Below are 21,458 nucleotides of genomic sequence, written 5' to 3'. Positions count from 1 at the left end.
TGGGTGGACAGCAGCAGCTAGAGCACGGTTTCGCGCCGGATGAGGCCGCGGGCCGGCGGCCCCTTGACCTATCGAAGTGGTGTCTGCGGTGCGCCGAGCTCCGCGTGCGTTTCCATGGGGCCGCATGCCTCGGCCGTACCGCGGAGGCGGAAGCGCTGAACGCGGAGTTCGTCCGGCATCAGCGGCTGGTGCACTCGTGACCCGTACGGCGGTCGGGCGCCTCGTGCTCCGTCGTTGCGCCCACCCCGCGGGGTGGTCCCGCGCGCTCGGGTTCGAGCGGTGTCTCCTGTGCGGTGCGGAGCGCCACGCCGGATATGCCGCGCTGAGGATGCCGATGCCCGACAGCGCGCCCGTGCCCGCGTGGGGATGCCCCAGCCGCGGCACTCCGGGGCGGCGGCCGCCGTGGAGCGCGCATGCGAAGACCCCGCCGTCTGTCCGCTGACGGCGGGGCGCCCCCGCTTGCGGGACCGGCCCTGGATGTCCCCCGTGAACCCAGGGCCGCGACCCGCTTCCCCCCGGCGGGGCCCTGTCCCGAAACAGCCGTGGGGACCGGCCCGCGCCTTGACTGCGGACAAGGGGAACGGTACTAACGGGGCCATCCATCGGCTACTCGCCAAACGCGGCACCTGTCCCGGATACGCGGACACCCGAGGGAAGCCCCTGATGACTGAACCAGGCGTGGGGCCAGAGGCCCCCGGCAACATGCGCACGCTCGTCCTCAGTAATGATCTCGACGAGACCAGGGAGATCATCAGCTCTGCCTACAGTCCTTATCAACTCAGCGTGCTCGGCGACCCGAAGGAGTTCTCCGCGTGGTACGCGGAGGGAGGCTTCCCGGGGATCACGGTGTCGGGGCTGCAGTACGGCGCCGAGACGCTGGTCGCGCCGCAGCCGCTCGACTCGTACCTGCTGGTCTGCCAGCTGGTCCGGGGCCGGGTGCGCGTGATGTCGCCGGGGCGGGAGGAGCGCGTCGTCGGGCCCGGGCAGACGTACGTGCTCGACCCGTACCGCTCCTTCCAGGTGCACTGGGCGCCCGGCGCGCGGATGACGACCGTCCGGCTGGACCGGGAGATGGTGGAGCGGGCGGCGGCCGACGCGCTCGGCATCGACGGGTCCGTACGGGCCCGCTTCTCGCTCAACGGGACCACCTCGGCGGCGGCGTCCAGGAGCTGGGCGGGGATCTCGGCGGCCGTGCACCGGGAGGTGCTCGGGGAGGGCGTGGCCCGCAGCAGCCCGCTCGTGGCCGGCCACCTGACGCAGTCGACGGCCGCGATCCTCATGCAGACGCACGAGCTGATCACCCAGGGCGTGGACGCGCAGCGCCCGGGCGAGGTCGCGCACCCCGCCGTGCGGCGGGCGATGGCGCTGGCCGAGGAGCGCGCCGACCAGCCGCTCACGCTGGCCGACCTCGCGGCGGCGGCGCGGGTGAGCCCGCGCGCCCTGCAGGAGGCCTTCCGGCGGCACGTGGACTCCACGCCGCTGGGGTACCTGCGCGAGGTCCGGCTGGGCCGGGCCCACCAGGAGCTGGTGGCGGCGCGGGGCGACGGCGACGTCACCGTGGCCGAGGTGGCTTACCGTTGGGGTTTCAACAACCTGGGCCGCTTCGCCGCGTACTACCAGCAGCGCTACGGGCGCCCGCCCTCCCGCACCCTGCGCGCGTAGACGCACCGCGGAGACCGCCCCGGGCCCCTGCGCGCACCGAGCCGCCAGGGGCCCCCGTGCGTCCTGAGGATGACGCCGTCCGTCTGGGGGACTACGCCCGGGCCCTCCCGTCGGCCTTTTGGGCGTACGGCTTTCCGGCCGTACGGCTGACGCCCCGCGCAGGCCGCGCCCCGAGAATTGGAGGAGTTGATTCCGGCCATGGTGTCCCCGGGAATTCCCGGCGCGGACCGGTGGCCGGACCCCCTTCCCCTACCTCCCGGAGGAGACCCCGTGTCCCACGCGGCCGCCTTTCCCACGACCCCCGTCGGCACGGCCGGCACCGCCGTCGCCGCCCGAGCCACCGGTCTGAGCAAGGTCTACGGGCAGGGCGACACCCGCGTGACGGCGCTGGACTCCGTCTCCGTGGAGTTCCGCCGCGCCGAGTTCACCGCGATCATGGGCCCCTCCGGCTCCGGCAAGTCCACGCTGATGCACTGCATGGCGGGCCTCGACACGATCTCGTCCGGCTCGACGCAGATCGGCGACGTGGAGCTCGGCTCGCTCGGCGACCGGCAGCTGACGCGGCTGCGCCGGGACCGCATCGGCTTCATCTTCCAGGCGTTCAACCTGCTGCCGACGCTGACCGCCCTGGAGAACATCACCCTCCCCATGGACATCGCGGGCCGCAAGCCCGACCAGGCGTGGCTGGACATGGTGGTCGGCACCGTCGGCCTGTCCGGGCGGCTCTCGCACCGGCCCAGCCAGCTCTCGGGCGGCCAGCAGCAGCGCGTGGCCGTGGCCCGCGCGCTCACCGCCAAGCCGGAGATCATCTTCGCGGACGAGCCCACCGGCAACCTCGACTCCCGCTCGGGCGCCGAACTGCTGGGCTTCCTGCGCGAGTCCGTGCAGGCCCTGCAGCAGACGATCGTCATGGTCACCCACGACCCCGTGGCCGCCTCGTACGCCGACCGCGTCGTCTTCCTCGCCGACGGCCGGATCGTGGACGAGATGCGCGCGCCCACCGCCGACGCGGTCCTGGACCGCATGCGCCTCCTTCCCGGGGGGAACCCCCGGACCCCCGCCTTCGACGCCAAGGGCCGTACGAGCTGAGGCGGCCGGCCGCAGGGCCCTCGTGCGCACCGCCCCGCGCCCGCCCCGCACACGCCCCGCGCGACCGTCCCGTCACCGCCCGGCTCGCCCCCACGAACCCTGGACAAGACCACCCATGTTCCGTACCGCCTTGCGCAACCTCCTCGCGCACAAGACCCGGCTGATGATGACCGCACTCGCGGTCCTCCTCGGGACGGCCTTCGTCTCCGGCACCCTCGTCTTCAGCGACTCCGTCAACAGCGCCTACCGCAACAAGATGGCCAAGAGCCTCGACGACGTCGCCGTCTCCGTCACCGCCGGCCGGTCCTCCCTCAAGGAGAAGGACGCCCTCGACTCCCGCGTGGTCGAGTCCGTGCGCGCCCTGCCCGGCGTGGCCTCCGTACGCCCGTCCGTGAGCGGCACCGTCATGGTCGCCGACAAGGAGAACAACCCCGCCGGCAGCGAGTGGGGCAGCTTCGGCGCCAACTTCGTGCCCGGCACGAACGGCAAGGACAGCCGCTACCCGATCGTCAAGGGCCGGGGCCCCGCCGCCGAGGGCGAGATCGTCCTCGACGCGAAGACCGCCGCGAAGACGGGCGCCGAGGTGGGCGGCACCGTCCGGCTGGCCGTCGACGGGCCCGTCATGACCAAGAAGCTCGTCGGCATCGCCGAGACCGACGACCCCAAGGTGAGCGCGGGCGGCAGCCTCGCCCTGTTCGACACCGCGACCGCGCAGAAACTCCTCGGCAGCCCGGGGCGGTTCAGCGAGCTCATCGTCTCCGCGGCCCCCGGCGCCGACCAGCAGAAGCTGACCGCCAAGGTCCGCGAGACCCTCCCGAAGGACGCCTTCCGGACGCAGAGCGGGAAGGAGCTGGCGGCCGAGGAGTCCAAGATGATCGACAAGGAGACCAGCTCGATCCGCAACACCTTCCTGGCGTTCGCGGGCATCGCCCTCTTCGTCGGCATCTTCATCATCGCCAACACCTTCACCATGCTCATCGCCCAGCGCAGCCGGGAGATCGCCCTGCTCCGCGCCGTGGGCGCCTCCCGCCGCCAGGTGGTGCGCTCGGTGCTGATCGAGGCCGGGCTGCTCGGCCTGGTCGCCTCCGCCGCCGGCTTCGTCCTGGGCCTCGGCGTCGCCACCGGCCTGCGCGCGGTGCTGAACTCCGCCGGGGCGAGCCTGCCGGACGGGCCGCTGGTCATCGAGCCGGCCTCCGTCCTGCTCGCCCTCGGTGTCGGCGTCGTGGTGACAGTGCTCGCCGCCTGGCTGCCCTCCCGCAAGGCCGCGAAGATCGCCCCCGTGGAGGCGCTGGCCGCCGCGGAGCAGCCGCCGGCCGTCAAGAGCCTCGTCGTCCGCAACGGCATCGGCGCCGTGCTCACCGGCCTGGGCGTCGCGATCATGCTGTACATCACCACGCTCAAGGACAGCGACGGCCTGCAGCTCGCGATGGCGGGCGCGGCCCTGACCATGGGCGGCGTCATCGTCCTGGCCCCGCTGCTCTCGCGCCCGTTCGTCCGCCTCTTCGCCAGGGCGACGGGCCGGATGACCGGCGTCAGCGGCAAGCTCGCCAAGGAGAACGCGCTGCGCAACCCGCGCCGCACCGCCGCGACCGCCTCCGCGCTGATGATCGGCCTCTCCCTGATCACCGGCCTGACCGTGGTCGCCGTCTCCGCCGACCAGGGCGTGGCGAAGATGGGCCAGCAGGACCTGACGGCCGACTACAAGGTGACGTCGGCGAACTTCGGCGGCCTTTCCACGGACATCGCCAAGACCCTCGCCAAGGAACCCGGCGTCGCCGCCGTGGTCCCGCTGCGCTCGGCCGGCTTCCAGTCGTCGGACCAGCCGGCCCTCGCCTACGCCACGGACGTCGCCTCGCTCGGCAAGGTGGCGGATATCCGGTTCGTCAGCGGCTCGCCCGCCGACGTGCGGAAGGGCACCGTCGCGGTGTCCGACCAGTACGCGAAGGAGCGTGGCCTGAAGGTCGGCTCCACCCTGCCGATGGACTTCTACGACGGAGAGAAGGCCGCCCCGAAGGTCGCCGCGGTCTACGCCAAGAACGACGTCGTCTCCGCCGTCCTCGCCACCCCCTCCCTCGTGGACCCGCACCTGGAGAAGGTGCGCGACGACGAGGTGCTGGTGAAGGCGGCTCCCGGCAAGGCCGGCGAGCTCCGCGCCAAGATCAAGGAGACCCTCGGCGGCAACCCGCTCATCAAGGTGCAGAGCCAGGAGGACCTGCGCCGCTCGGAGGCCGGGGACATCGACGACATCCTCTTCCTGATGTACGGGCTGCTGGGCATGGCCGTCGTGATCGCGGTCGTCGGCGTCGTCAACACCCTCGCCATGTCGGTCTTCGAGCGGACCCGGGAGATCGGGATGCTGCGCGCGATCGGCCTGGCCCGCACGGGCGTCAAGCAGATGGTGCGGCTGGAGTCGGTGACGATCGCGATGTTCGGCGCGGTGCTGGGCGTCGGGGTCGGCATCTTCCTCGCCTGGTCCGGCGGCCACCTGGTCCGCTCCTCCTTCCCGCAGTACGAGATGGTCGTGCCGTGGGCGCGGATCGCGGTGTTCCTGCTCATCGCGCTCGCCGTGGGCGTGCTGGCCGCGGTCTGGCCGGCCCGCAGGGCGGCGAAGCTGAACATGCTGGAGTCGATCGGGGCGCAGTAGGCCCCGCGGTCCCGGCCGCTGCCCTCACCTCCGGGTAAGTGCCCACTTATTAGTGCGTACTTGGCGTGGCGCGCCCCATCGGAAATTCTGATGGAGGCGCGCCACAGCCGTTTCCGCACCGCACACCTGGAGCTCTCCGCACATGAGCAACACCTCCGCCCCTGCCCCCGCACCCGCCTCCGCCGCCCCCGTCACCGTTCTCGGCCTGGGCGCCATGGGACAGGCCCTGGCCACCGCCTTCCTCACGGCGGGCCACCCCACGACCGTGTGGAACCGCACCCCGGACAAGGCCGACCCGCTCGTGGCCCTGGGCGCCGTCCGGGCCGGCGACGTCACGGCCGCGGTCGCCGCGAGCCCGCTGGTGATCGCCTGCATCCTCGACTACGCCTCGGTGTACGAGACCCTGGCCCCGGCCACCGGGGCGCTCGCGGGCCGCACCCTGGTCAACCTCACCACCGGCACCCCCGCCGAGGCCCGCGAGGCGGCGGAGTGGGCCGCCTCGCACGGGTTCGCGTACCTCGACGGCGGGATCATGGCCGTGCCGCCGGGCATCGGCACGGAGCAGGCGTTCATCCTCTACAGCGGCGAGCGGGAGGTCTTCGACGCCCACCGCGAGGTGCTGGAGCGCCTGGGCGCCGCGCACTTCGCGGGCGCCGAGCCGGGCCTGGCCGCCCTGCTGGACATCGCCCTGCTCAGCGGGATGTACGGGTTGTTCTCGGGCGTCTTCCACGCCCTGGCGCTGGCGGACTCGGCGAACGTGCCGGCGGCGGAGTTCGTACCGCTGCTGAGCTCGTGGATCGGCGCCATGGCGACGGCCGTTCCGCACATGGCGCACCAGGTCGAGACGGGCGACTACGCCGACGGCGTCGTGTCGAACATCGGCATGCAGGCCGCGGCCTTCGGCAATCTGCTGCGGGCGTCCGAGGAGCAGGGCGTCCGGCCCGATCTGTTCACGGCCCTGCACTCCCTGATGCAGGAGCGCGTGGCCGGGGGGCACGGCGCGGAGGACCTGACGGGCGTCGTGGAGCTGCTCAGGAACCGTGCCTGACGCAGGCCGGGTGCGGGTCAGCCCTTGACCGCGCCGCCGAGGGCGAAGCCGCCGCCGAGGCGGCGTGAGATCAGGGCGTACAGCAGGATCACCGGCGTCGAATACAGGATCGAGAACGCGGCGAGCTGCCCGTAGGCGACCTGCCCGAAGTTCCCGAAGAACGTGAAGATGCTGACGGACGCCGGGAGCTGCTCGGGGGAGAGCAGCAGCATGAACGGGACGAAGAAGTTGCCCCACATCATGATGAAGCTGTAGATCGTCACGACGCCCACCCCCGGCCCCATGAGCGGCAGGACCACCCGCACCAGCGCCTGGAGCCGGCTCGCGCCGTCCGTCCAGGCCGCCTCCTCCAGGACGGCCGGTACGCCGTCCATGAAGTTCTTCATCAGCCAGATGGCGAAGGGGAGCTGGGCGGTGGCCATGAAGAGGGCGGTGCCGGCGATCGTGTCGATCAGGTCGACGCGGACGAAGAGCCCGTAGACCGGGACCATGATCGCGGTGATGGGCAGGCAGGTCGTGAAGAGCACGCCCAGGAGGTAGGGGCGGGTCAGCCGGGAGCGGAAGCGCGAGAGCGGGTAGGCGGCGAGGGTCGCGCAGGCGACCGTGACGAGGGTGGCGGAGCCGCACAGGAGCAGGCTGTTGAGCACGGGCGTGAAGGTGATCTCGTCCGTGAGCACGGCGGAGAAGTTCTGCGCCGTCGGCCGCCCGGGCGCCTTGACGGCGAGCCCGGCCCCGGCGTCGACGGAGGCGAGCAGCAGCCAGACCAGGGGCACGCAGAACCCGGCGGCGACGGCGAGCAGCGCCGCGTCGGCGGCCAGGCGCTGACGGGTGCGGCGGGTGGTGGGGAGCGGGCGCATGGCACCTCCGGGCGGGGCGGGGAGTGCGGGCCTCTCAGGTCCTGGATTCCCTGCGGCCCCGCCGCCTAGGCGCCCGGCGCCGGCTCCAGTCGCCACCACTGGCCCGGGCTGTCCGTGTCCTCGCCCTGCTGGACGTTGGCGCCGGGCTCCGTGGAGGCGTCGGCGACCTCCAGGAGCAGGCCGCTGATGTGGGCGACGAGGGTGACGGTGCCGGGGGCGTCGAGGTGCTGTTCGATGAGCCACTCCTGGGCGCCGTAGTTGTTGGCCTTCCACTGCTGGACGTTGGCGCCGTTCTCCACGCTCGCGTTGGCGACGTCGAGCCGCTTGCCGCTGGCGGCGTTCACGAAGTGGTGCAGGCCGCTGCCCTCGTGGACGGGGCTCACGTGCCATAGTTGCGCGGCGCTGCCGTCGTCCCGGCCCTGCCGGACGTTGGCGCCGCTGCCCTTGCGGCCGCCTTCGACTTCCAGCAGCAGACCGCTGCCGGTGTTGCGTACGAGGAACGTGCCGTCCATGACCCCAGCCGTAGTCGATCAAGTGTTCGAGATCTGATCGTAATGCCCGCCGGGCGTCCGGCGGCGGGAAAGATATTGAACTTTTTACCTGCGCATGACTATATGTGGGGTCGCTCCCGAAACCAGTTCAGAGGAAAACCATTCATGCGCCGCTCCACCGTCCGCCGTACTGCTCTCGCCGCCTCCGCGATGTCGCTGGCCCTGCTCGTGAGCGCCTGCGGTTCGGACAAGTCCGAGGGGAAGAAGGACGAGCCCAAGGGCAAGGCGTCCGCCAGCGCCCCCGCCGCCGGCAAGGCCGCTTCGGCGGAGGAGCTGGCCAAGCTCATCCTGGCCGAGGGTGACGTCCCGGGCCACAAGGTCACCGAGGCCACCGCGGCCGACCTCGCCACGGCCAAGAGCGTCACCAGCGACAAGGCCGAGTGCAAGCCGCTGGTCGACGCGATGAGCCTGCGCTCCGGCGGTGCGCCCTCCGCGATCGTCATCCGCAAGGTCATGGCGATGCCGAAGTCCCCCGCCCCGGACGCCGCCCCCGAGGACAAGATGAAGGCCGGCCTCAGCGCCCTGGGCGGCACGATCACCTCCGACACCCTGGGTGCGTACGCCGACGCCAAGGCGGCCGGCGACGTCATCGCGGCGCTGAAGAAGTCCGGCGCGGACTGCGCCGGCGGCTTCAACCTCGTCGCGGGCTCCGACAAGACGAAGTTCACGAAGGTCGCGCCCGCCGACTTCGCCGCCGGCGGCGACGAGGCGGTCTCCTTCACGCTCAACCTGGACGCCGAGGGCACGACCGGCACGACCCACCTGATCGCCGTCCGCAAGGGCGGCACGGTCGCCACCTTCTACGCCCTGAGCCTCGCCGGCCAGGCCGAGCAGCCGAAGGCCGTCGTCGAGGGCCAGGTCAAGAAGCTCGGCTGAGCCGGGTCCCGATGAGGGAGATGCGGGAGGGGGCGGACCCCGGAGGGCGACGGAGCCCTCCGGAGCTTCAGATCTCCTCCCGCATCAGCCGTAGGTACACCACCGAGAACAACGCCCCCACCAGCAGCAGAAGCAGCGCCACCGCCGTCCCGTAGCCGATCAGCGACTTCTGGAACGCCTGGTCGTACATGAAGACCGGGAGCGTCTGGCTCCTGTTCCCCGGGCCGCCGCGCGTCATGGCCCAGATCAGGCCGAAGACGGACAGCGTCTGGAGGGTGTTGAGCATGAGGTTCGTGGCGATCGAGCGGCGGATCATCGGCAGCGTGACGTGCCACAGGCGCCGCGCGCCGCTCGCGCCGTCCACCTCCGCCGCCTCGGTGATCTCCTGGGGGATCTCCGCGAGCGCGGCGGAGTAGACCAGCATGGAGAAGGCCGTGCCGCGCCACACGTTGGCGAAGGAGACCGCCAGGACCGGCAGGGTGAACAGCCAGTTCTGCGGGGGCAGATGGAGCTGCTCCAGCATCGCGTTGAGCGTGCCCCGCCGGTTGAAGAACGTGTAGAGCAGGAAGCCGGCCACGATCTCCGGCAGCACCCACGCGGCGATCACGACCGCGCCCGTGAGCGTCCGTACGGGCCGGGAGGCGCGCCGCATGAGGCCCGCGAGGGCCAGGCCCAGGCTGTTCTGGCCGACGATCGAGGACAGCACGGTGAAGACGAGCGTCAGCACCACCGCGTGGCGGAAGTCCTCGTCGGCGAAGGCCCGGCGGAAGTTGGCGAAGCCGACGAACGAGGCGGAGACCTGACCGGTCAGCTGCGTGTCGGTGAAGGCGACGGCCACGCAGTAGGCGACGGGCCCGGCGAGGAAGAGCAGCAGGAGGACGCCGGCAGGCGCGACCGGAAGCCAGCGCAGCGCCCGCCGGCCCCGCGCCCCGGCCCGCGCGGCGGGTGCCTCGGCCGCGCCGCCCGCCCCGGCCGTCCCGCTCACCGCGCCCGTTCCCGCGCCGTCACTCCCGCCCCGCCGGCGATCGACTTCAGCTCTTCGTCGTAGCGCCCCGCGGCCTGCTGTACGGAGGCGTCGCCCGTCGTCACCGCCTCCATCGCCTCCCGGATGGCGCTGGAGACCTGCGGGTAGACCGGCAGTGCCGGCCTGTAGTGGGTGAACTTCACCAGGGCGGTGAAGAAGTCCACGCCGGGCATCGACGTCACGTACGTGCGGGAGGCCGCCACGTCGTCCCGTACGGCGATCTGCGCGTCGCGCACCGCCCACTCGGTGGCGTTGTCCGTCGTCTGCAGGGTCTCGATCACCTGCCAGGCCAGGTCCGCCTTGGTGGACTCGGCGCTCACGGACCACGCCCAGCCGCCGGACAGGCTGACCGCCCCCGGCGCCGCCCCGTTCTGCGTGGGGAAGGGAGCCCGGCCCATCACCGAGGTCCACTCGGGCCACGGCCTGGAGCCGCCGGGCTGCCAGTACTTGCCGAGCCAGGAGCCGTCGAGGGCGATCGCGAGCTTGCCGGAGGGCAGCCAGTCGGTGGCGACGCGGTTGTCGACGTTGGGGTCGAGAGCGTCGGACGGGTCCGGGCCGAGCTTGTCGGCGAAGACGGTCCGCACGAACTCCAGCGCGTCGCGGAACCCGCGGCTCCCGGAGACCCACTTGCGCACCGCCGGGTCGTACAGCGGGTCCTTGCCCGTCCCGTACAGGAGCATCTCGAAGCCCTGCATGGTCGCGGCCTCGCCCGGCGCCTTGCCCGTGTACACGTTGAGCGGAGTGACCCCGGGGACCTTCTCCTTGACGGTGCGGGCCGCGTCCAGCACGTCCTTCCAGGTGCGCGGGTGCCAGTCGGCGGGCAGCCCGGCCCGCGCGAAGACCTCCTTGTTGAACCACAGGCCGCGGGTGTCCGTGCCGTCCGGCACCCCGTACGTCTTCCCGTCCTCGCCCTTCGCCGCCGCCTTCGCCGCCGGGGCGAACCGGCCCCAGTCCTTCCAGCCGGCCAGCTTGTCGTCCAGCGGGCGCAGATAGCCCGCCTTGATGTCGGAATTGATGACGAAGGTGTCCTCGCGGACGATGTCCGGCGCGGTCTTCGGCGACCGCATCATCTGCTGCAGCTTGGCGTAGTAGTCGGTCGCCGAGGCCTGCACGGGCACCAGCCGGAGCTTCTTGCCCTCGTGCGCGCGCTCGAACTGTCTCTTGATCCCGGCCAGGTAGTCGTCCATGATCCGGACGTTGTTGTCGGTGGTGCGCTGGTAGGCGATCTTCACGGTGTCCGGATCGCCGCCGGACCCCCCGCCGCACGCGGTGAGGGAAGCCGCGGCGAGGACCGCGGCGCAGAGCAGCACGGAAGCGGTGGGGCGCACGGGCGACCTCCTGGGGGCGGGCCTCGGCGCCCGGGCCGGGGCCTCGGCGGGCTGCGCCTTCCTGAGGTCGTACGTTCCCGCTCCGTGCTGCCTGCACGCGTCGCTGCGGCGTCTGCTCGCGTCACTCCGGCTGCTCCGGCTGCTCCGGCCGCCGCGGGGGGCGTCCCGGCCGGGTCAGGGCCGGCTCTGCCAGTGGTAGCGCAGTTCGGGGCGGCCGATCTGGCCGTAGCGGGGCGTACGGGCCGCCCGGCCCGCCGTCACGAGGTGTTCGAGGTAACGGCGTGCGGTGATCCGGGAGATGCCCACGGCCGCCGCCGCCGTCCCCGAGGACAGACCATCGTCCCCCGCGGACCGCAGGGCGTCGGTGATCGACCGGAGGGTGGAGGGGCTCAGCCCCTTGGGCAGCGCGGCGGGCTGGGGGGCGCGCAGCGCGGCGAACGCGCGGTCCACCTCCTCCTGCCCGCTGGCCTCGCCCGCGACCGAGCGGAACTCGGCGTAGCGCGCGAGCCGGTCCCGGAGCGTGGCGAAGGTGAACGGCTTCAGGACGTACTGCACGACGCCGAGGGAGACCCCTTCGCGGACGACCGTCAGATCGCGCGCCGACGTGACGGCGATGACGTCGGCGGTGTGCCCGGCGGTGCGCAGCGAACGCAGCAGCTGCAGGCCGTGCCCGTCGGGGAGGAAGAGGTCGAGCAGCAGCAGGTCGACGGGCGTCCGCTTGAGGAAGTGCGAGGCGTCGCCCAGGGAATGGGCGATCCCGGCCACCGTGAAGCCGGGCACGCGGCCGGCGTAGAGGGCGTGGGCGTCGGCGGCCACGGGGTCGTCCTCGACGACGAGGACGCGGATGGGCCGGGCGGCTGCGGGTCTGCTCATGAGGGCACTCCGGTCCGTGGGGCGGGCGTTGCGGACGGCGGGGATGGCGGGGATGACGGGGGTGACGAGGGCGTGGGGGGCGCCGCGGGCGTCCGGGCCGCGGCCGCGCACAGGGGGAGCCGGACGGTGAACTCCGCGCCGCCGCCCGGTGCCCCGGTGACGGAGACCGTACCCCCGTTGCGGCGCACGGCCTGCCGGACGAGCGCGAGGCCGAGGCCGCGGCCGTGCGGCGCGCTGCCGGGCGACTTGGTCGACCAGCCGCGCCGGAACACCTCCTCCATCGCCTCGGGCGCCACTCCCGCCCCGGTGTCCCCGACGCGCAGCAGCAGGTCGCCGGAGTCGGCGCGCAGGGTGACGGTGACCTGCGCGTGCCGGACCTCCGCCACGCTGCGGTTGGCCTCCTCGGCGGCCGCGTCCACTGCGTTGTCGACCAGGTTGCCCAGGACGGTGACGAGGTCGCGGGCCGGCAGGTGGTCCGGCAGCAGGCCGTCGTCGACGTGCGTGTCGGGGGTCAGGACGAGCTCCACGCCGCGCTCGTTGGCCTGCGCGGCCTTGCCGAGCAGCAGGGCCGCGAGGACGGGCTCCGCGACGGCGCCGACCACCTCGTCGGTCAGGGCCTGGGCGAGCTCCAGCTCGGCGGTGACGAACTCGACGGCCTCGTCCGCGCGCCCCAGCTCGATCAGCGAGACCACCGCGTGCAGCCGGTTGGCCGCCTCGTGCGCCTGGGAGCGCAGGGCCTCCGCGAAGCCCCGCACGGAGTCCAGCTCGCCGGAGAGCGCCTGGAGTTCGGTGTGGTCGCGCAGGGTCACCACGGTGCCGTGGCGCTCGCCCCCGGAGACCGGCGAGGTGTTGAGGACGACGATGCGGTCGGCGGACGCGTGGACCTCGTCGACGCGCGGCCCGGGGGCCAGCAGGGCGTCCGTGAGGCCGGGCGGCAGGCCGAGGGCGTCGACCCGGCGGCCGATCACCTCCCCGGTGAGGCCGAGGAGTTCACGTCCGCCGTCGTTGATGAGGGCGATGCGGTGCTGCCCGTCCAGCATCAGCAGCCCCTCGCGCACCGCGTGGAGCGTGGCCTCGTGGTAGTCGTGCATCCGGCTCAGCTCGGTGGCGTTCATGCCGTGGGTGTGGCGGCGCAGCCGTGCGTTGAGCAGGTACGTCCCCGCCCCGCCCAGGGCGAGCGCGCCCAGGGCCACGCCGAGCAGGGCCGGCACCTGGCGGCGTATCTCGGCGCTGATCGCGTCGACGGTGATGCCCGCGCTCACCAGCCCGGTGACCCGGTCGCCGTCCATGACGGGCACCACCACGCGGACCGACGGCCCGAGCGTGCCCGTGTACGTCTCCGAGAAGATCCGGCCCTCCAGGGCGGGCCCCGTGTGGCCCAGGAAGCGCTCGCCTATGCGCTCCGGGTCCGGGTGCGTCCAGCGGATGCCGTCCGGGCTCATGATCGTCACGAAGTCGACGCCGGTGTCGGTGCGCACGCGGTCGGCGTACGCCTGGAGGACGAAGGGCGGGTCGGCCGAGCGCACCGCGTCCCGCACCGACGCGGAGGCGGCCACGGCGACCGCCGCCGCCGTCACCTCGCGCCGCGCCGCCTCCTCGGCCTGGCCGCGGTCCGCGACGTACGCGAAGGCCGCGCAGCCGGCCACCACGAGGGCGACCAGCACGATCTGCATCGCGAAGAGCTGGCCGGCCAGGCTGCGGGGGCGGCGGATGCGGGGTCTGCGCATGGCGGACAGTGTGCACCGGGCCGCGCCCGTGAACGTAATGCACATAAGGGTGACCACGGTCACAGAGCCGTGCATAGTCACCGGAGCCCCACTCGTCGGGAGAGCGGGGCGCCCCCAGACTGTTGCCCTGCACCCGCCCGCATCCGCTCGCTCGCACTCGCTCGCGTCCGCTTGCCCGCCGGGACCGGTGCAGTGCGCCCAGAGCCGCGACGACGAGGAGACCCCGTGACGGCACAGGCAGCACCACAGGCCGCGAAGCCGCCCCGGCGGCCGGACCGGACCCACTACCTCTACCTGGCCGTGATCGCGGCCGTGCTCGCCGGCATCGCCGTCGGCTTCGCGGCGCCGGGCGTCGCGGTCGAGCTCAAGCCGCTCGGCACCGGCTTCGTGAACCTGATCAAGATGATGATCTCGCCGGTCATCTTCTGCACGATCGTGCTGGGCATCGGCTCCGTGCGGAAGGCCGCGAAGGTCGGCGCGGTCGGCGGCCTCGCCCTCGGCTACTTCATGGTCATGTCCACCGTCGCGCTGGCCATCGGCCTCGTGGTGGGCAACCTCCTGGAGCCCGGCAGCGGGCTCCACCTGACGGACGCGGTCCGCCACGCGGGCGAGGCGCAGGCCAAGGGCGGGAGCGAGTCCACGACGCAGTTCTTGCTCGGCATCATCCCGACCACCATGGTCTCCGCCTTCACCGGCGGCCAGGTGCTGCAGACCCTGCTCGTCGCCCTCCTCGCGGGCTTCGCCCTGCAGGCGATGGGCACGGCGGGCGAGCCCGTCCTGCGCGGCATCGGACACATCCAGAAGCTGGTCTTCCGCATCCTCGCCATGATCATGTGGGCGGCCCCCGTGGGCGCCTTCGGCGCCATCGCGGCAGTCGTCGGCGCCACGGGCACCGACGCCCTGAAGTCCCTCGCCGTCATCATGATCGGCTTCTACGTCACCTGCGTGCTCTTCGTCATCGTGGTGCTCGGCACGCTCCTGCGGCTGGTGGCCAAGGTGAACATCTTCACGCTGCTGAAGTACCTGGGCCGCGAGTTCCTGCTGATCCTGTCGACGTCGTCGTCGGAGTCCGCCCTGCCGCGCCTGATCGCCAAGATGGAACACCTGGGCGTCAGCAAGCCCGTCGTCGGCATCACCGTGCCCACCGGCTACTCCTTCAACCTCGACGGCACGGCCATCTACCTCACGATGTCGTCGCTGTTCATCGCGGAGGCGATGGGCGAACCGCTGGCGCTCGGCCAGCAGATCTCGCTCCTCCTGTTCATGATCGTCGCGTCCAAGGGCGCGGCCGGCGTCACCGGCGCGGGCCTCGCCACGCTCGCGGGCGGCCTCCAATCCCACCGCCCCGAACTCGTCGACGGCGTCGGCCTGATCGTCGGCATCGACCGCTTCATGAGCGAAGCGCGGGCACTGACGAACTTCGCGGGCAACGCGGTGGCGACGGTCCTCGTCGGCACGTGGACCAAGGAGATCGACAAGGAGCGGGTGGGCGAAGTGCTCGCCGGTCGGATCCCGTTCGACGAGACGACGCTGAGCGGCGACGGGCACGGGGGCGGGCACGGGGCCGGGGACGGCGACGGCGACGGGGGCAGCGACGGGGGCGGCGGCCATGAGGGCGGGGGAACGCTGCCGGAACCGAAGGGGGCGGCGGGGGTGCCGGCTTGATGGTTGGGCGGTTGGGTGGCTGGGCGGTCCGGCGGCCTGACGGCCTGACGGCCTGACGATCGACTGCGCCGACCCGCAGCGGATGGTGGCCTTCTGGACGGGGGCTGGGGTACGTCCCCGAGCCCTCGCCGGAAGGCCACGCCACGTGGCGGGCCAATGAGTTCTGCGCGGGGTGAACGGGGCGAGGGCAAGGCAAGGGCAAGGCAACGGCGGGTGGGGTGTGACCCGTGTGGCGCCTGCCGGGGGGGCGGCTACGACCCGTGCTGAGGGGCGGTGGATGTCCGGCTGCCGGGTGGGTGGGGGTTTGGGTCAAGGCAGGCTGGCAGCGGGGGGAGGGGTGGGGGGCTTGGGTTCGGTGTGTTGGCTGTGCGGCCGGTGGGAGGTGGGCCGCCGTACTCCTGCCGTCGCGGATGCGGCTGCGTGAGGAGACCGGACGCTCCGTCTGTGGCTGAGGGGGAGCTGGCAGCTGCCGCGATGTGGTTCCTGCCGTCGTGGGCGCTTCGCTCAGCTCGCCACCGTCGTGGCAGAGCGGGCGAGTGTCCCTGAGTGGGGGCTGCTGTGACGGAGGACGCGTGGTGAGACGGCGGGTGGCTTGCGGCCTGCGAGCGGGCCCGCCTATCCGCCGCGGAGGGTGGCGGACTGCCCCTGCGCGTGGTGTCTGTGACAGGAGAGGCCCGGCGGGACTGAAGGTGGACTGCAGTCTGCAGCTCGGTCCATTTATCCGCCGCGGCGGGTGGCTGGCTGCCCCCGGATATGGGCCCCTGTGACGGGAGAGGGCCGGTGGGGCTGGAGGTGGCCTGCAGTCTGCGACTCGGCCCGGTTGTCCGCCGCCCCGGGCGGCTGGCCGTCCCCGAGTGGGCCCGTCTGTGACAGGAGCACCCTCGTGCGGCCGCTGAGGTGCCCGGCCGCCGTCCCGGGCCCGCTTATCCGCCGCCCTGCACCCCACGCCGGGTGGTTTCCGTACCCACATGCATCCTGCAGCCGGACGAGCAACCACAACGGCGGGAAACCGAGCGAAGCGCCCACGACGGGCCCGGCCACATCGCGGCAGCAGCCAGCTCCCCCTCAGCCACAACCGGACAGACCGGTCTCCTCACGCACGTGCATCCGTGACGGCGCGAGTACGGCGGCCAACACCCCACCGGCCGCACAGCCAACGAGCCGGACCCGCGCCCCCCACCTCTCCCCCCGCTGCCAGCCTGTTCTAACCCGCACCCAACCCACGGAACCTAGCCCCCACCACCCCCCCACCAGCCCCCACCCCACCACCCCCCGGAGGCCGTCACCGCGTCGTACGCCGCGTTGCGAATCCGCGCTCCGTGAGGGCGCGTAGTGCATCCAAGGGGGCGCGTGGGTGCATGGGGCGTGCCGGTTCTGGACGCGGGTGCGTGCGGGGCAGACGCTGCCGTTCGACGGTGCGTCCTTCGTCCTGCCCAGGGGGATATGTGTACAGCGTTCTCTACGGCAGTTCCCGTATCACTCTCGCTTCCCGCAGCGGTACCCGGCTCCAGCGTTCGGAGCTGGTTCTCCGCGATCCCGGGCTGCGGGACCGGTGCACCGCTCCGGCGCCCGTGCTGCTGGGCCGGGAAGAGGTGCGGGCCGCCGCCTGGAGGGAGATCATGGACGGGCGGTCGGTGGAGTTCCACGGGCCCTGCGGGTTCGGGAAGAGCAGTCTGCTCCGGAACATCGCCTCGGGCGAGAGGCGCAGTGCGTTCGTGCGCGTGGGCCGGAGTCCGCTGGAGGACGTTCTCCAGCTGCTCGTGGACGAGTTGTACGTGTCCGCGGGGGCGGAACCGGTGAAGCATTCCGGGGCGGTCTGCCGGCAGCTCATACAGCACGCACGGCCGCTGATCGTGCTCGATGAGGTGCCACCGGGTTCGCCCGTCCCGCGTCGGCTGGCGGACGCCCTGCCCGGCTGCGTCCTGCTCGTGGGCGGGGCGCAGCCGGTGCTGGGCGGTGGCGCGGCGGCGTCACGACTGCTGCCGGGGCTGCCGCAGGACGCGGCGTTCGAGCTCTTCGCCGGGTCCCTGGGCCGCACCGTGCGGGACGCCGAACTGCCCGTCGTGCGGCGGCTGCTGGAGGCCGTACGGGGCCGGCCGCTGTCGGTCCGGCAGGCCGCGGCGCTGGTGCGGGCCGGATATCCGGTCGAGGCGGTGGCGGAGTGCGCCGCGCGGGGCGTGCGCGAGCTGGACCGGATGAGTGCGGGACGGCTGTCGGGGCCGGAGCGCAAGGCCCTCGCGGTGCTGGCGATCGTGGCCGGGGCCCTGGTCCCGGGCAACTGGGTGTCGGCCGCCGGTGACATCGCCTACGCGGCGCAGGCCCTGCTGGCCCTGCACGAGCGGGGGCTCGTCGAGCGCCCGGAGGAGGACCGCTTCGGGCTGCCGGTGTGCCTGGAGGACAGCGTCCGGGGCCTGCTGCTCGACGCGGTCTCGTTGAGCGCGACCGTCAACGGGCTCGCCGATTGGCTGGACGGGGCCCTCGACGGAGGAGTGAACGGGCTCACGGACGCGCTCGCAGGCGTGGAGGGCGTCGTCGGGCTGCTCGGGTTCGCCGCCGAGCGGGCGGAGTGGCGGGCCGTGATCCGGCTGGCGAAGGTCGCCGAGGCCGCGTTGTTCGCCGGCCGGCGCTGGCAGCAGTGGAAGGAGGTGCTGGAGCAGGGCGAGGGCGCGGCCCGGCGGGTCGGCGACCGGGCCTCGGAGGCGCTGTTCTCCCATCAGCTGGGCACCGTGGCCTACGCCGAGGACCGGCCCGAGGAGGCCGCCGCCCGGCTGCGGCACGCGTTGCAACTGCGGGTGGCCCTGGGCGACACCGCCGGGGCGGAGCTGACCAGGGCGAACCTCGCCTACGTGGAGGTCTCCGGGCCGGACCCGGGCGATGGTCCCGGCCCGGCTGCCCGGCCGAACGTGCTCCGGCGCGCGCTGCTCCGGCTCGCCGGGCTGGTGGCTGTCGTGGTCGTGATCGCTGCGGTGCGGGCGGCGGTCGCCGGGGGCGGCGATCCGTCCCCGGGGCCGCAGCCGGGACCGCAGCCGGGTTCCTCGGGGACCGTGGCGGGCGGCAGCCCGTCCTCCGGCGTCCCTTCGGGCGGGGCGAGCGGCCCTCGGGTGAGTTTCGGCCCCGGTCCCGGCCGCAGCAGCGAGGTCCCCGGCCCTGTCACCGGCGGCAGTTCCCGCCCCGGTGGAGTGACGAGCTCTCAGCCTGGTCCGGGCCCCAGCATCGGCCCGAGCCGCAGCATCGTGGTCATTCCGGGCCGGAGCCGTAGCCCCGGCTCAAGCCCTTGCTGCAGTAAGAGCCCGGGCATCAGTAAGAGCCCGGGCGTCAGCAAGAGCCCCGGCGTCAGCAAGAGCCCCGGCGTCAGCACCAGCGCCGGCCCCAGCCGTAGCAAGGGCCCTGTCATCCGCCGCCCCGGCCGGAGCAGCAGCTCCGGTTCCGGCCACGACGGCGACGGCGATCGTGGCGGCGGAAGGCTGCCGGTGGCGCACGTGGCACCGCCCGGCTCTATGGCGCTGCTGTCAGGCCGGCCACCAGCTCCTCAGCCTCCACCGCGGGGACTCCCGCCGCGGTGAGCGCGGTCACGGCGGCCGAACGGCCGGCGTCCGCCGGGGCGAGGACGCCGTCGTTGACGGCCTGCATGAGGCCGAAGAGAACCTGCTCCCGTACGTACGCCAGGGCGATCGCCGGCAGCGGGGAGGCGAAGCGGCCCTCGTCCAGGCCGCGTTGGAGCATGGCCGCGCACTCGCGGCGCACCGGTTCCAGGCGGCGGTGGATGCCTTCGACGGTGACGCTGCGCTGGGCCATGGAGATCAGCAGGCGGTAGCCGTCGGCGATCTCCCAGGCGGCGAGCATGGAGCGGGCCAGGGCCTTGGCGGGGTCGTCGACGTCGCGCAGGGCTTCGGCCTGGGCGAGTTCCACCGCGTTCGCGGCGTCGTCGACGAGGGCGCTCATCAGCGCCTCGCGGCTGGGGAAGTGGCCGTAGACCGTGCGCCGGACGACGCCTGCCGCCCGGGCGATCTGGTCCATGCTCGCGTCCGGGTCGCGCAGCAGCTCCGTGAGCGCGATGTCCATGATGCGGCGGCGATTGGCGTCCGCTCTGCCGGCCATTGGTCTCTTCTCTGTTCTCTGTCCGTGGAGTCTCTGCGTCGGGATCTCTGCGTCAAGTCGCCGCATCGAGTCGCCGCGTCGAGTCTCTGCCGAGGAGGGGGCTTCGGGCGCAGCCTCCGTGGCCGACATCCTGCACCTCATTTTGCACCGGGCGACGCCGTCCCGTAACTTGCACACTGCTGTGTAATTGCACAACGATGTGCAAAAGCTGTGTGAGATCTGCGCACGAGCTGTGCAAGAGAGGAAGGGGTGACCGATGGGCCTCGCGATGTCGACACCGGTCGACGAGATGGACGGTCCCTACAAGAGGCGCTGGGCCGCACTGGGCGTGCTCTGCCTCAGCCTGCTGATCATCGTCATGGCCAACACGTCCCTGACGGTCGCCGCCCCCGACATGGTCCAGGACCTCGGCCTGGGCAGTTCCGACCTGCAGTGGGTCATCGACGGCTACACCGTCCCGTACGCCGCGCTGATGCTGATCCTCGGCGCCGTCGGCGACAAGTACAGCCGCCGCGGAGCGCTCCTTCTCGGCCTTCTCGTCTTCGGCGCGGCCTCCGTCGCCGGCTCGATGGCCGGCAGCCCGGCCGGCGTCATCGCCTCGCGCGCCGTCATGGGCGTCGGCGCGGCCATGATCATGCCGGCCACGCTGTCGCTGCTCGCCGCGACCTTCCCGCGCGAGGAGCGCGCCAAGGCCATCACCATCTGGACGGCCACCGCCGGCCTCGCCATCGCCGTCGGCCCGCTCGTGGCCGGTGCGCTGCTGGAGGACCACGGCTGGGCCTCCACCTTCCTCATCAACGTGCCGATCGCCTTCCTCGGCATCATCGGCGCGCTGGCGCTCGTCCCCCCGTCCAGGGCCACCGGGGTAGACAAGATCGACTACGTGGGCGGCCTGCTGTCCGTCGTGTGGGTCGGCTCGCTCATCTACATGATCATCGAGGGCCCGCACTTCGGCTGGGGCGGCAAGGCGATCGCCGCCGCAATCGTCGCCGGCGTCGGCCTGGTCCTCTTCGTCCTCTGGGAGCTGCGCCACCCGCACCCGGTCCTGGACGTCCGCCGCTTCACCCGGCGCGCGTTCGCCGGCTCGACCATGGCCGTCGCGCTGTTCTTCCTCGCCGTCTTCGGCGCGTTCTACTACCTCACCCAGCACCTGCAGTTCGTCCTCGGCTACTCGCCGCTGGACACCGGCGTGCGGATGCTGCCGCTGGCCGGAGCGGTGTTCGCGGGCGGTGCGCTGACCGCGGTCCTCACCCCCAAGGTGGGCATGAAGGTCACCGTGACGTGCGGCATGACCGTCGGCACGGTCGCCATCGCGCTGCTCGCCCGTGTCGACGAGTCCTCCACCTACGACGACTTCGTCCTGCCGCTGATCATCCTGGGCCTGGCCATCGGCCTGTCCCTGTCGCCGTGCACCAACGCCATCATGGGCTCCTTCCCGGAGGACCAGCTGGGTGTCGGCGGCGCCGTCAACAGCACCTCGATCGAGATGGGCGGATCCCTGGGCATCGCCATCCTCGGCACCGTGCTCGCCAAGACCTACTCCTCCAACCTCGGTGACGCCGCCGCGAAGGCCGCCGAGGCCGGCGGTCCCAGGCTGCCGGAGAAGGCGCTCGCCGTCGCGCAGGACTCGGTCGGCGCGGGTCTGGCCGTGGCCAAGGAGGTCGGCAAGCAGGTCGCGGCCGGCGCGGCGCCGAAGGCCGGTCCGGAGAAGGCCGCCGCCCTCGGGGCGCAGCAGGCGCAGACCGTGGTCGAGGCCGTGCACAAGTCGTTCGCGGACGCGGTCGCCCACACCAGCGTCGTCGGCGCGGTCGTCCTCGGCGTGGGTACGGTGCTGGTCGCCCTCCTGCTGCCGGGCCGTGAGAAGAGCAGGCCGGAGGCCGCGGCGGCGGCCGAGGCCGAGAAGGAGACGGCGGCGGCCTGAGGGCCCCCTTCCCGTGCCTGGGGCGAGCCCCGGACCCCTGAGGGTCCGGGGCTCCGTCGCGCCGCGGGGCGGGCCTCGCACCGCCCGGACCGGGC

At 72.8% G+C, this 21,458-nt stretch carries 16 protein-coding genes and 1 pseudogene; 10 read left to right on the top strand and 7 right to left on the bottom strand.

Annotated features, from left to right (window positions below):
• Positions 1-124: 124 nt before the first annotated feature.
• From NQU55_RS37035 to NQU55_RS03315, 5 genes are all read left to right on the top strand, one after another.
• The gene (locus NQU55_RS37035) at positions 125-442 is read left to right on the top strand and encodes a DUF6255 family natural product biosynthesis protein (protein WP_372504617.1); all 318 of its coding nucleotides are present in this window, start codon (positions 125-127) and stop codon (positions 440-442) included.
• A gap of 221 nt (positions 443-663) precedes the next feature.
• A complete protein-coding gene (locus NQU55_RS03330) occupies positions 664-1,662 on the top strand; it encodes an AraC family transcriptional regulator (protein ID WP_240976390.1) in 999 nt (332 codons plus the stop codon).
• A 270-nt stretch (positions 1,663-1,932) separates the two neighbouring features.
• The gene (locus NQU55_RS03325) at positions 1,933-2,751 is read left to right on the top strand and encodes an ABC transporter ATP-binding protein (protein WP_256789648.1); all 819 of its coding nucleotides are present in this window, start codon (positions 1,933-1,935) and stop codon (positions 2,749-2,751) included.
• Between the two features lie 115 nt (positions 2,752-2,866).
• Positions 2,867-5,395 carry an ABC transporter permease gene (locus NQU55_RS03320; RefSeq protein WP_168093143.1) on the top strand — a complete coding sequence of 843 codons (2,529 nt, stop codon included), beginning with the start codon at positions 2,867-2,869 and terminating at the stop codon, positions 5,393-5,395.
• 142 nt (positions 5,396-5,537) lie between these two features.
• On the top strand, positions 5,538-6,443 hold the full coding sequence (locus NQU55_RS03315; protein ID WP_168093144.1) for an NAD(P)-dependent oxidoreductase: 906 nt from the start codon (positions 5,538-5,540) through the stop codon (positions 6,441-6,443).
• A gap of 17 nt (positions 6,444-6,460) precedes the next feature.
• On the opposite strand, the gene NQU55_RS03310 is transcribed toward NQU55_RS03315, so the two are convergent.
• Together NQU55_RS03310 and NQU55_RS03305 are read right to left on the bottom strand one after the other, a co-directional pair.
• Positions 6,461-7,300: a carbohydrate ABC transporter permease gene (locus NQU55_RS03310; protein ID WP_168093145.1), complete on the bottom strand. Its 840-nt coding sequence runs from the start codon at positions 7,298-7,300 to the stop codon at positions 6,461-6,463.
• A 65-nt stretch (positions 7,301-7,365) separates the two neighbouring features.
• Positions 7,366-7,812 carry an RICIN domain-containing protein gene (locus NQU55_RS03305; RefSeq protein ID WP_168093146.1) on the bottom strand — a complete coding sequence of 149 codons (447 nt, stop codon included), beginning with the start codon at positions 7,810-7,812 and terminating at the stop codon, positions 7,366-7,368.
• Positions 7,813-7,956: 144 nt separating this feature from the next.
• On the opposite strand from NQU55_RS03305, the gene NQU55_RS03300 reads away from it, so the two are divergent.
• On the top strand, positions 7,957-8,727 hold the full coding sequence (locus tag NQU55_RS03300) for a hypothetical protein (protein WP_168093147.1): 771 nt from the start codon (positions 7,957-7,959) through the stop codon (positions 8,725-8,727).
• 67 nt (positions 8,728-8,794) lie between these two features.
• On the opposite strand, the gene NQU55_RS03295 is transcribed toward NQU55_RS03300, so the two are convergent.
• The 4 genes from NQU55_RS03295 to NQU55_RS03280 form a co-directional block, all read right to left on the bottom strand.
• Positions 8,795-9,712, bottom strand: a complete 918-nt coding sequence (locus NQU55_RS03295; RefSeq protein ID WP_168093148.1) for a carbohydrate ABC transporter permease — start codon at positions 9,710-9,712, stop codon at positions 8,795-8,797.
• Positions 9,709-11,079, bottom strand: coding sequence for an extracellular solute-binding protein (locus NQU55_RS03290; RefSeq protein WP_168093149.1), 1,371 nt, complete (start codon positions 11,077-11,079; stop codon positions 9,709-9,711). The genes NQU55_RS03295 and NQU55_RS03290 overlap by 4 nt, the downstream gene beginning before the upstream one ends.
• Positions 11,080-11,253: 174 nt before the next feature.
• Positions 11,254-11,952, bottom strand: a complete 699-nt coding sequence (locus tag NQU55_RS03285) for a response regulator (protein ID WP_168093150.1) — start codon at positions 11,950-11,952, stop codon at positions 11,254-11,256.
• The gene (locus NQU55_RS03280) at positions 11,949-13,679 is read right to left on the bottom strand and encodes a sensor histidine kinase (RefSeq protein WP_168093151.1); all 1,731 of its coding nucleotides are present in this window, start codon (positions 13,677-13,679) and stop codon (positions 11,949-11,951) included. Before NQU55_RS03280 ends, NQU55_RS03285 begins: the two co-directional genes overlap by 4 nt.
• Positions 13,680-13,904: 225 nt before the next feature.
• Here NQU55_RS03280 and NQU55_RS03275 point away from each other — a divergent pair, with 225 nt between their 5' ends.
• The 3 genes and pseudogenes from NQU55_RS03275 to NQU55_RS03265 all read left to right on the top strand — a co-directional run bounded on the left by NQU55_RS03275 (position 13,905) and on the right by NQU55_RS03265 (position 18,907).
• Complete coding sequence (locus NQU55_RS03275) at positions 13,905-15,344, top strand: cation:dicarboxylate symporter family transporter (RefSeq protein ID WP_256789642.1); 1,440 nt, start codon at positions 13,905-13,907, stop codon at positions 15,342-15,344.
• 82 nt (positions 15,345-15,426) lie between these two features.
• A pseudogene (locus NQU55_RS03270) lies at positions 15,427-15,499 on the top strand (VOC family protein); the annotation flags it as partial.
• 1,290 nt (positions 15,500-16,789) lie between these two features.
• Positions 16,790-18,907: a coiled-coil domain-containing protein gene (locus tag NQU55_RS03265; protein ID WP_168093009.1), complete on the top strand. Its 2,118-nt coding sequence runs from the start codon at positions 16,790-16,792 to the stop codon at positions 18,905-18,907.
• On the opposite strand, the gene NQU55_RS03260 is transcribed toward NQU55_RS03265, so the two are convergent.
• Positions 18,840-19,442 (bottom strand): TetR/AcrR family transcriptional regulator, encoded by a 603-nt coding sequence (locus NQU55_RS03260; protein ID WP_168093008.1) that lies wholly within the window; start codon positions 19,440-19,442, stop codon positions 18,840-18,842. The genes NQU55_RS03265 and NQU55_RS03260 overlap by 68 nt on opposite strands.
• A gap of 256 nt (positions 19,443-19,698) precedes the next feature.
• Here NQU55_RS03260 and NQU55_RS03255 point away from each other — a divergent pair, with 256 nt between their 5' ends.
• Positions 19,699-21,363: an MFS transporter gene (locus NQU55_RS03255; protein WP_168093007.1), complete on the top strand. Its 1,665-nt coding sequence runs from the start codon at positions 19,699-19,701 to the stop codon at positions 21,361-21,363.
• Positions 21,364-21,458: the final 95 nt, after the last annotated feature.

Origin of the sequence: Streptomyces telluris, assembly GCF_024519335.1 — a bacterium.
GTDB lineage: Bacteria > Actinomycetota > Actinomycetes > Streptomycetales > Streptomycetaceae > Streptomyces > Streptomyces telluris.
Note: the sequence above shows the minus strand (reverse complement) of the source record. Positions and strands in the feature narration are given on the sequence as shown.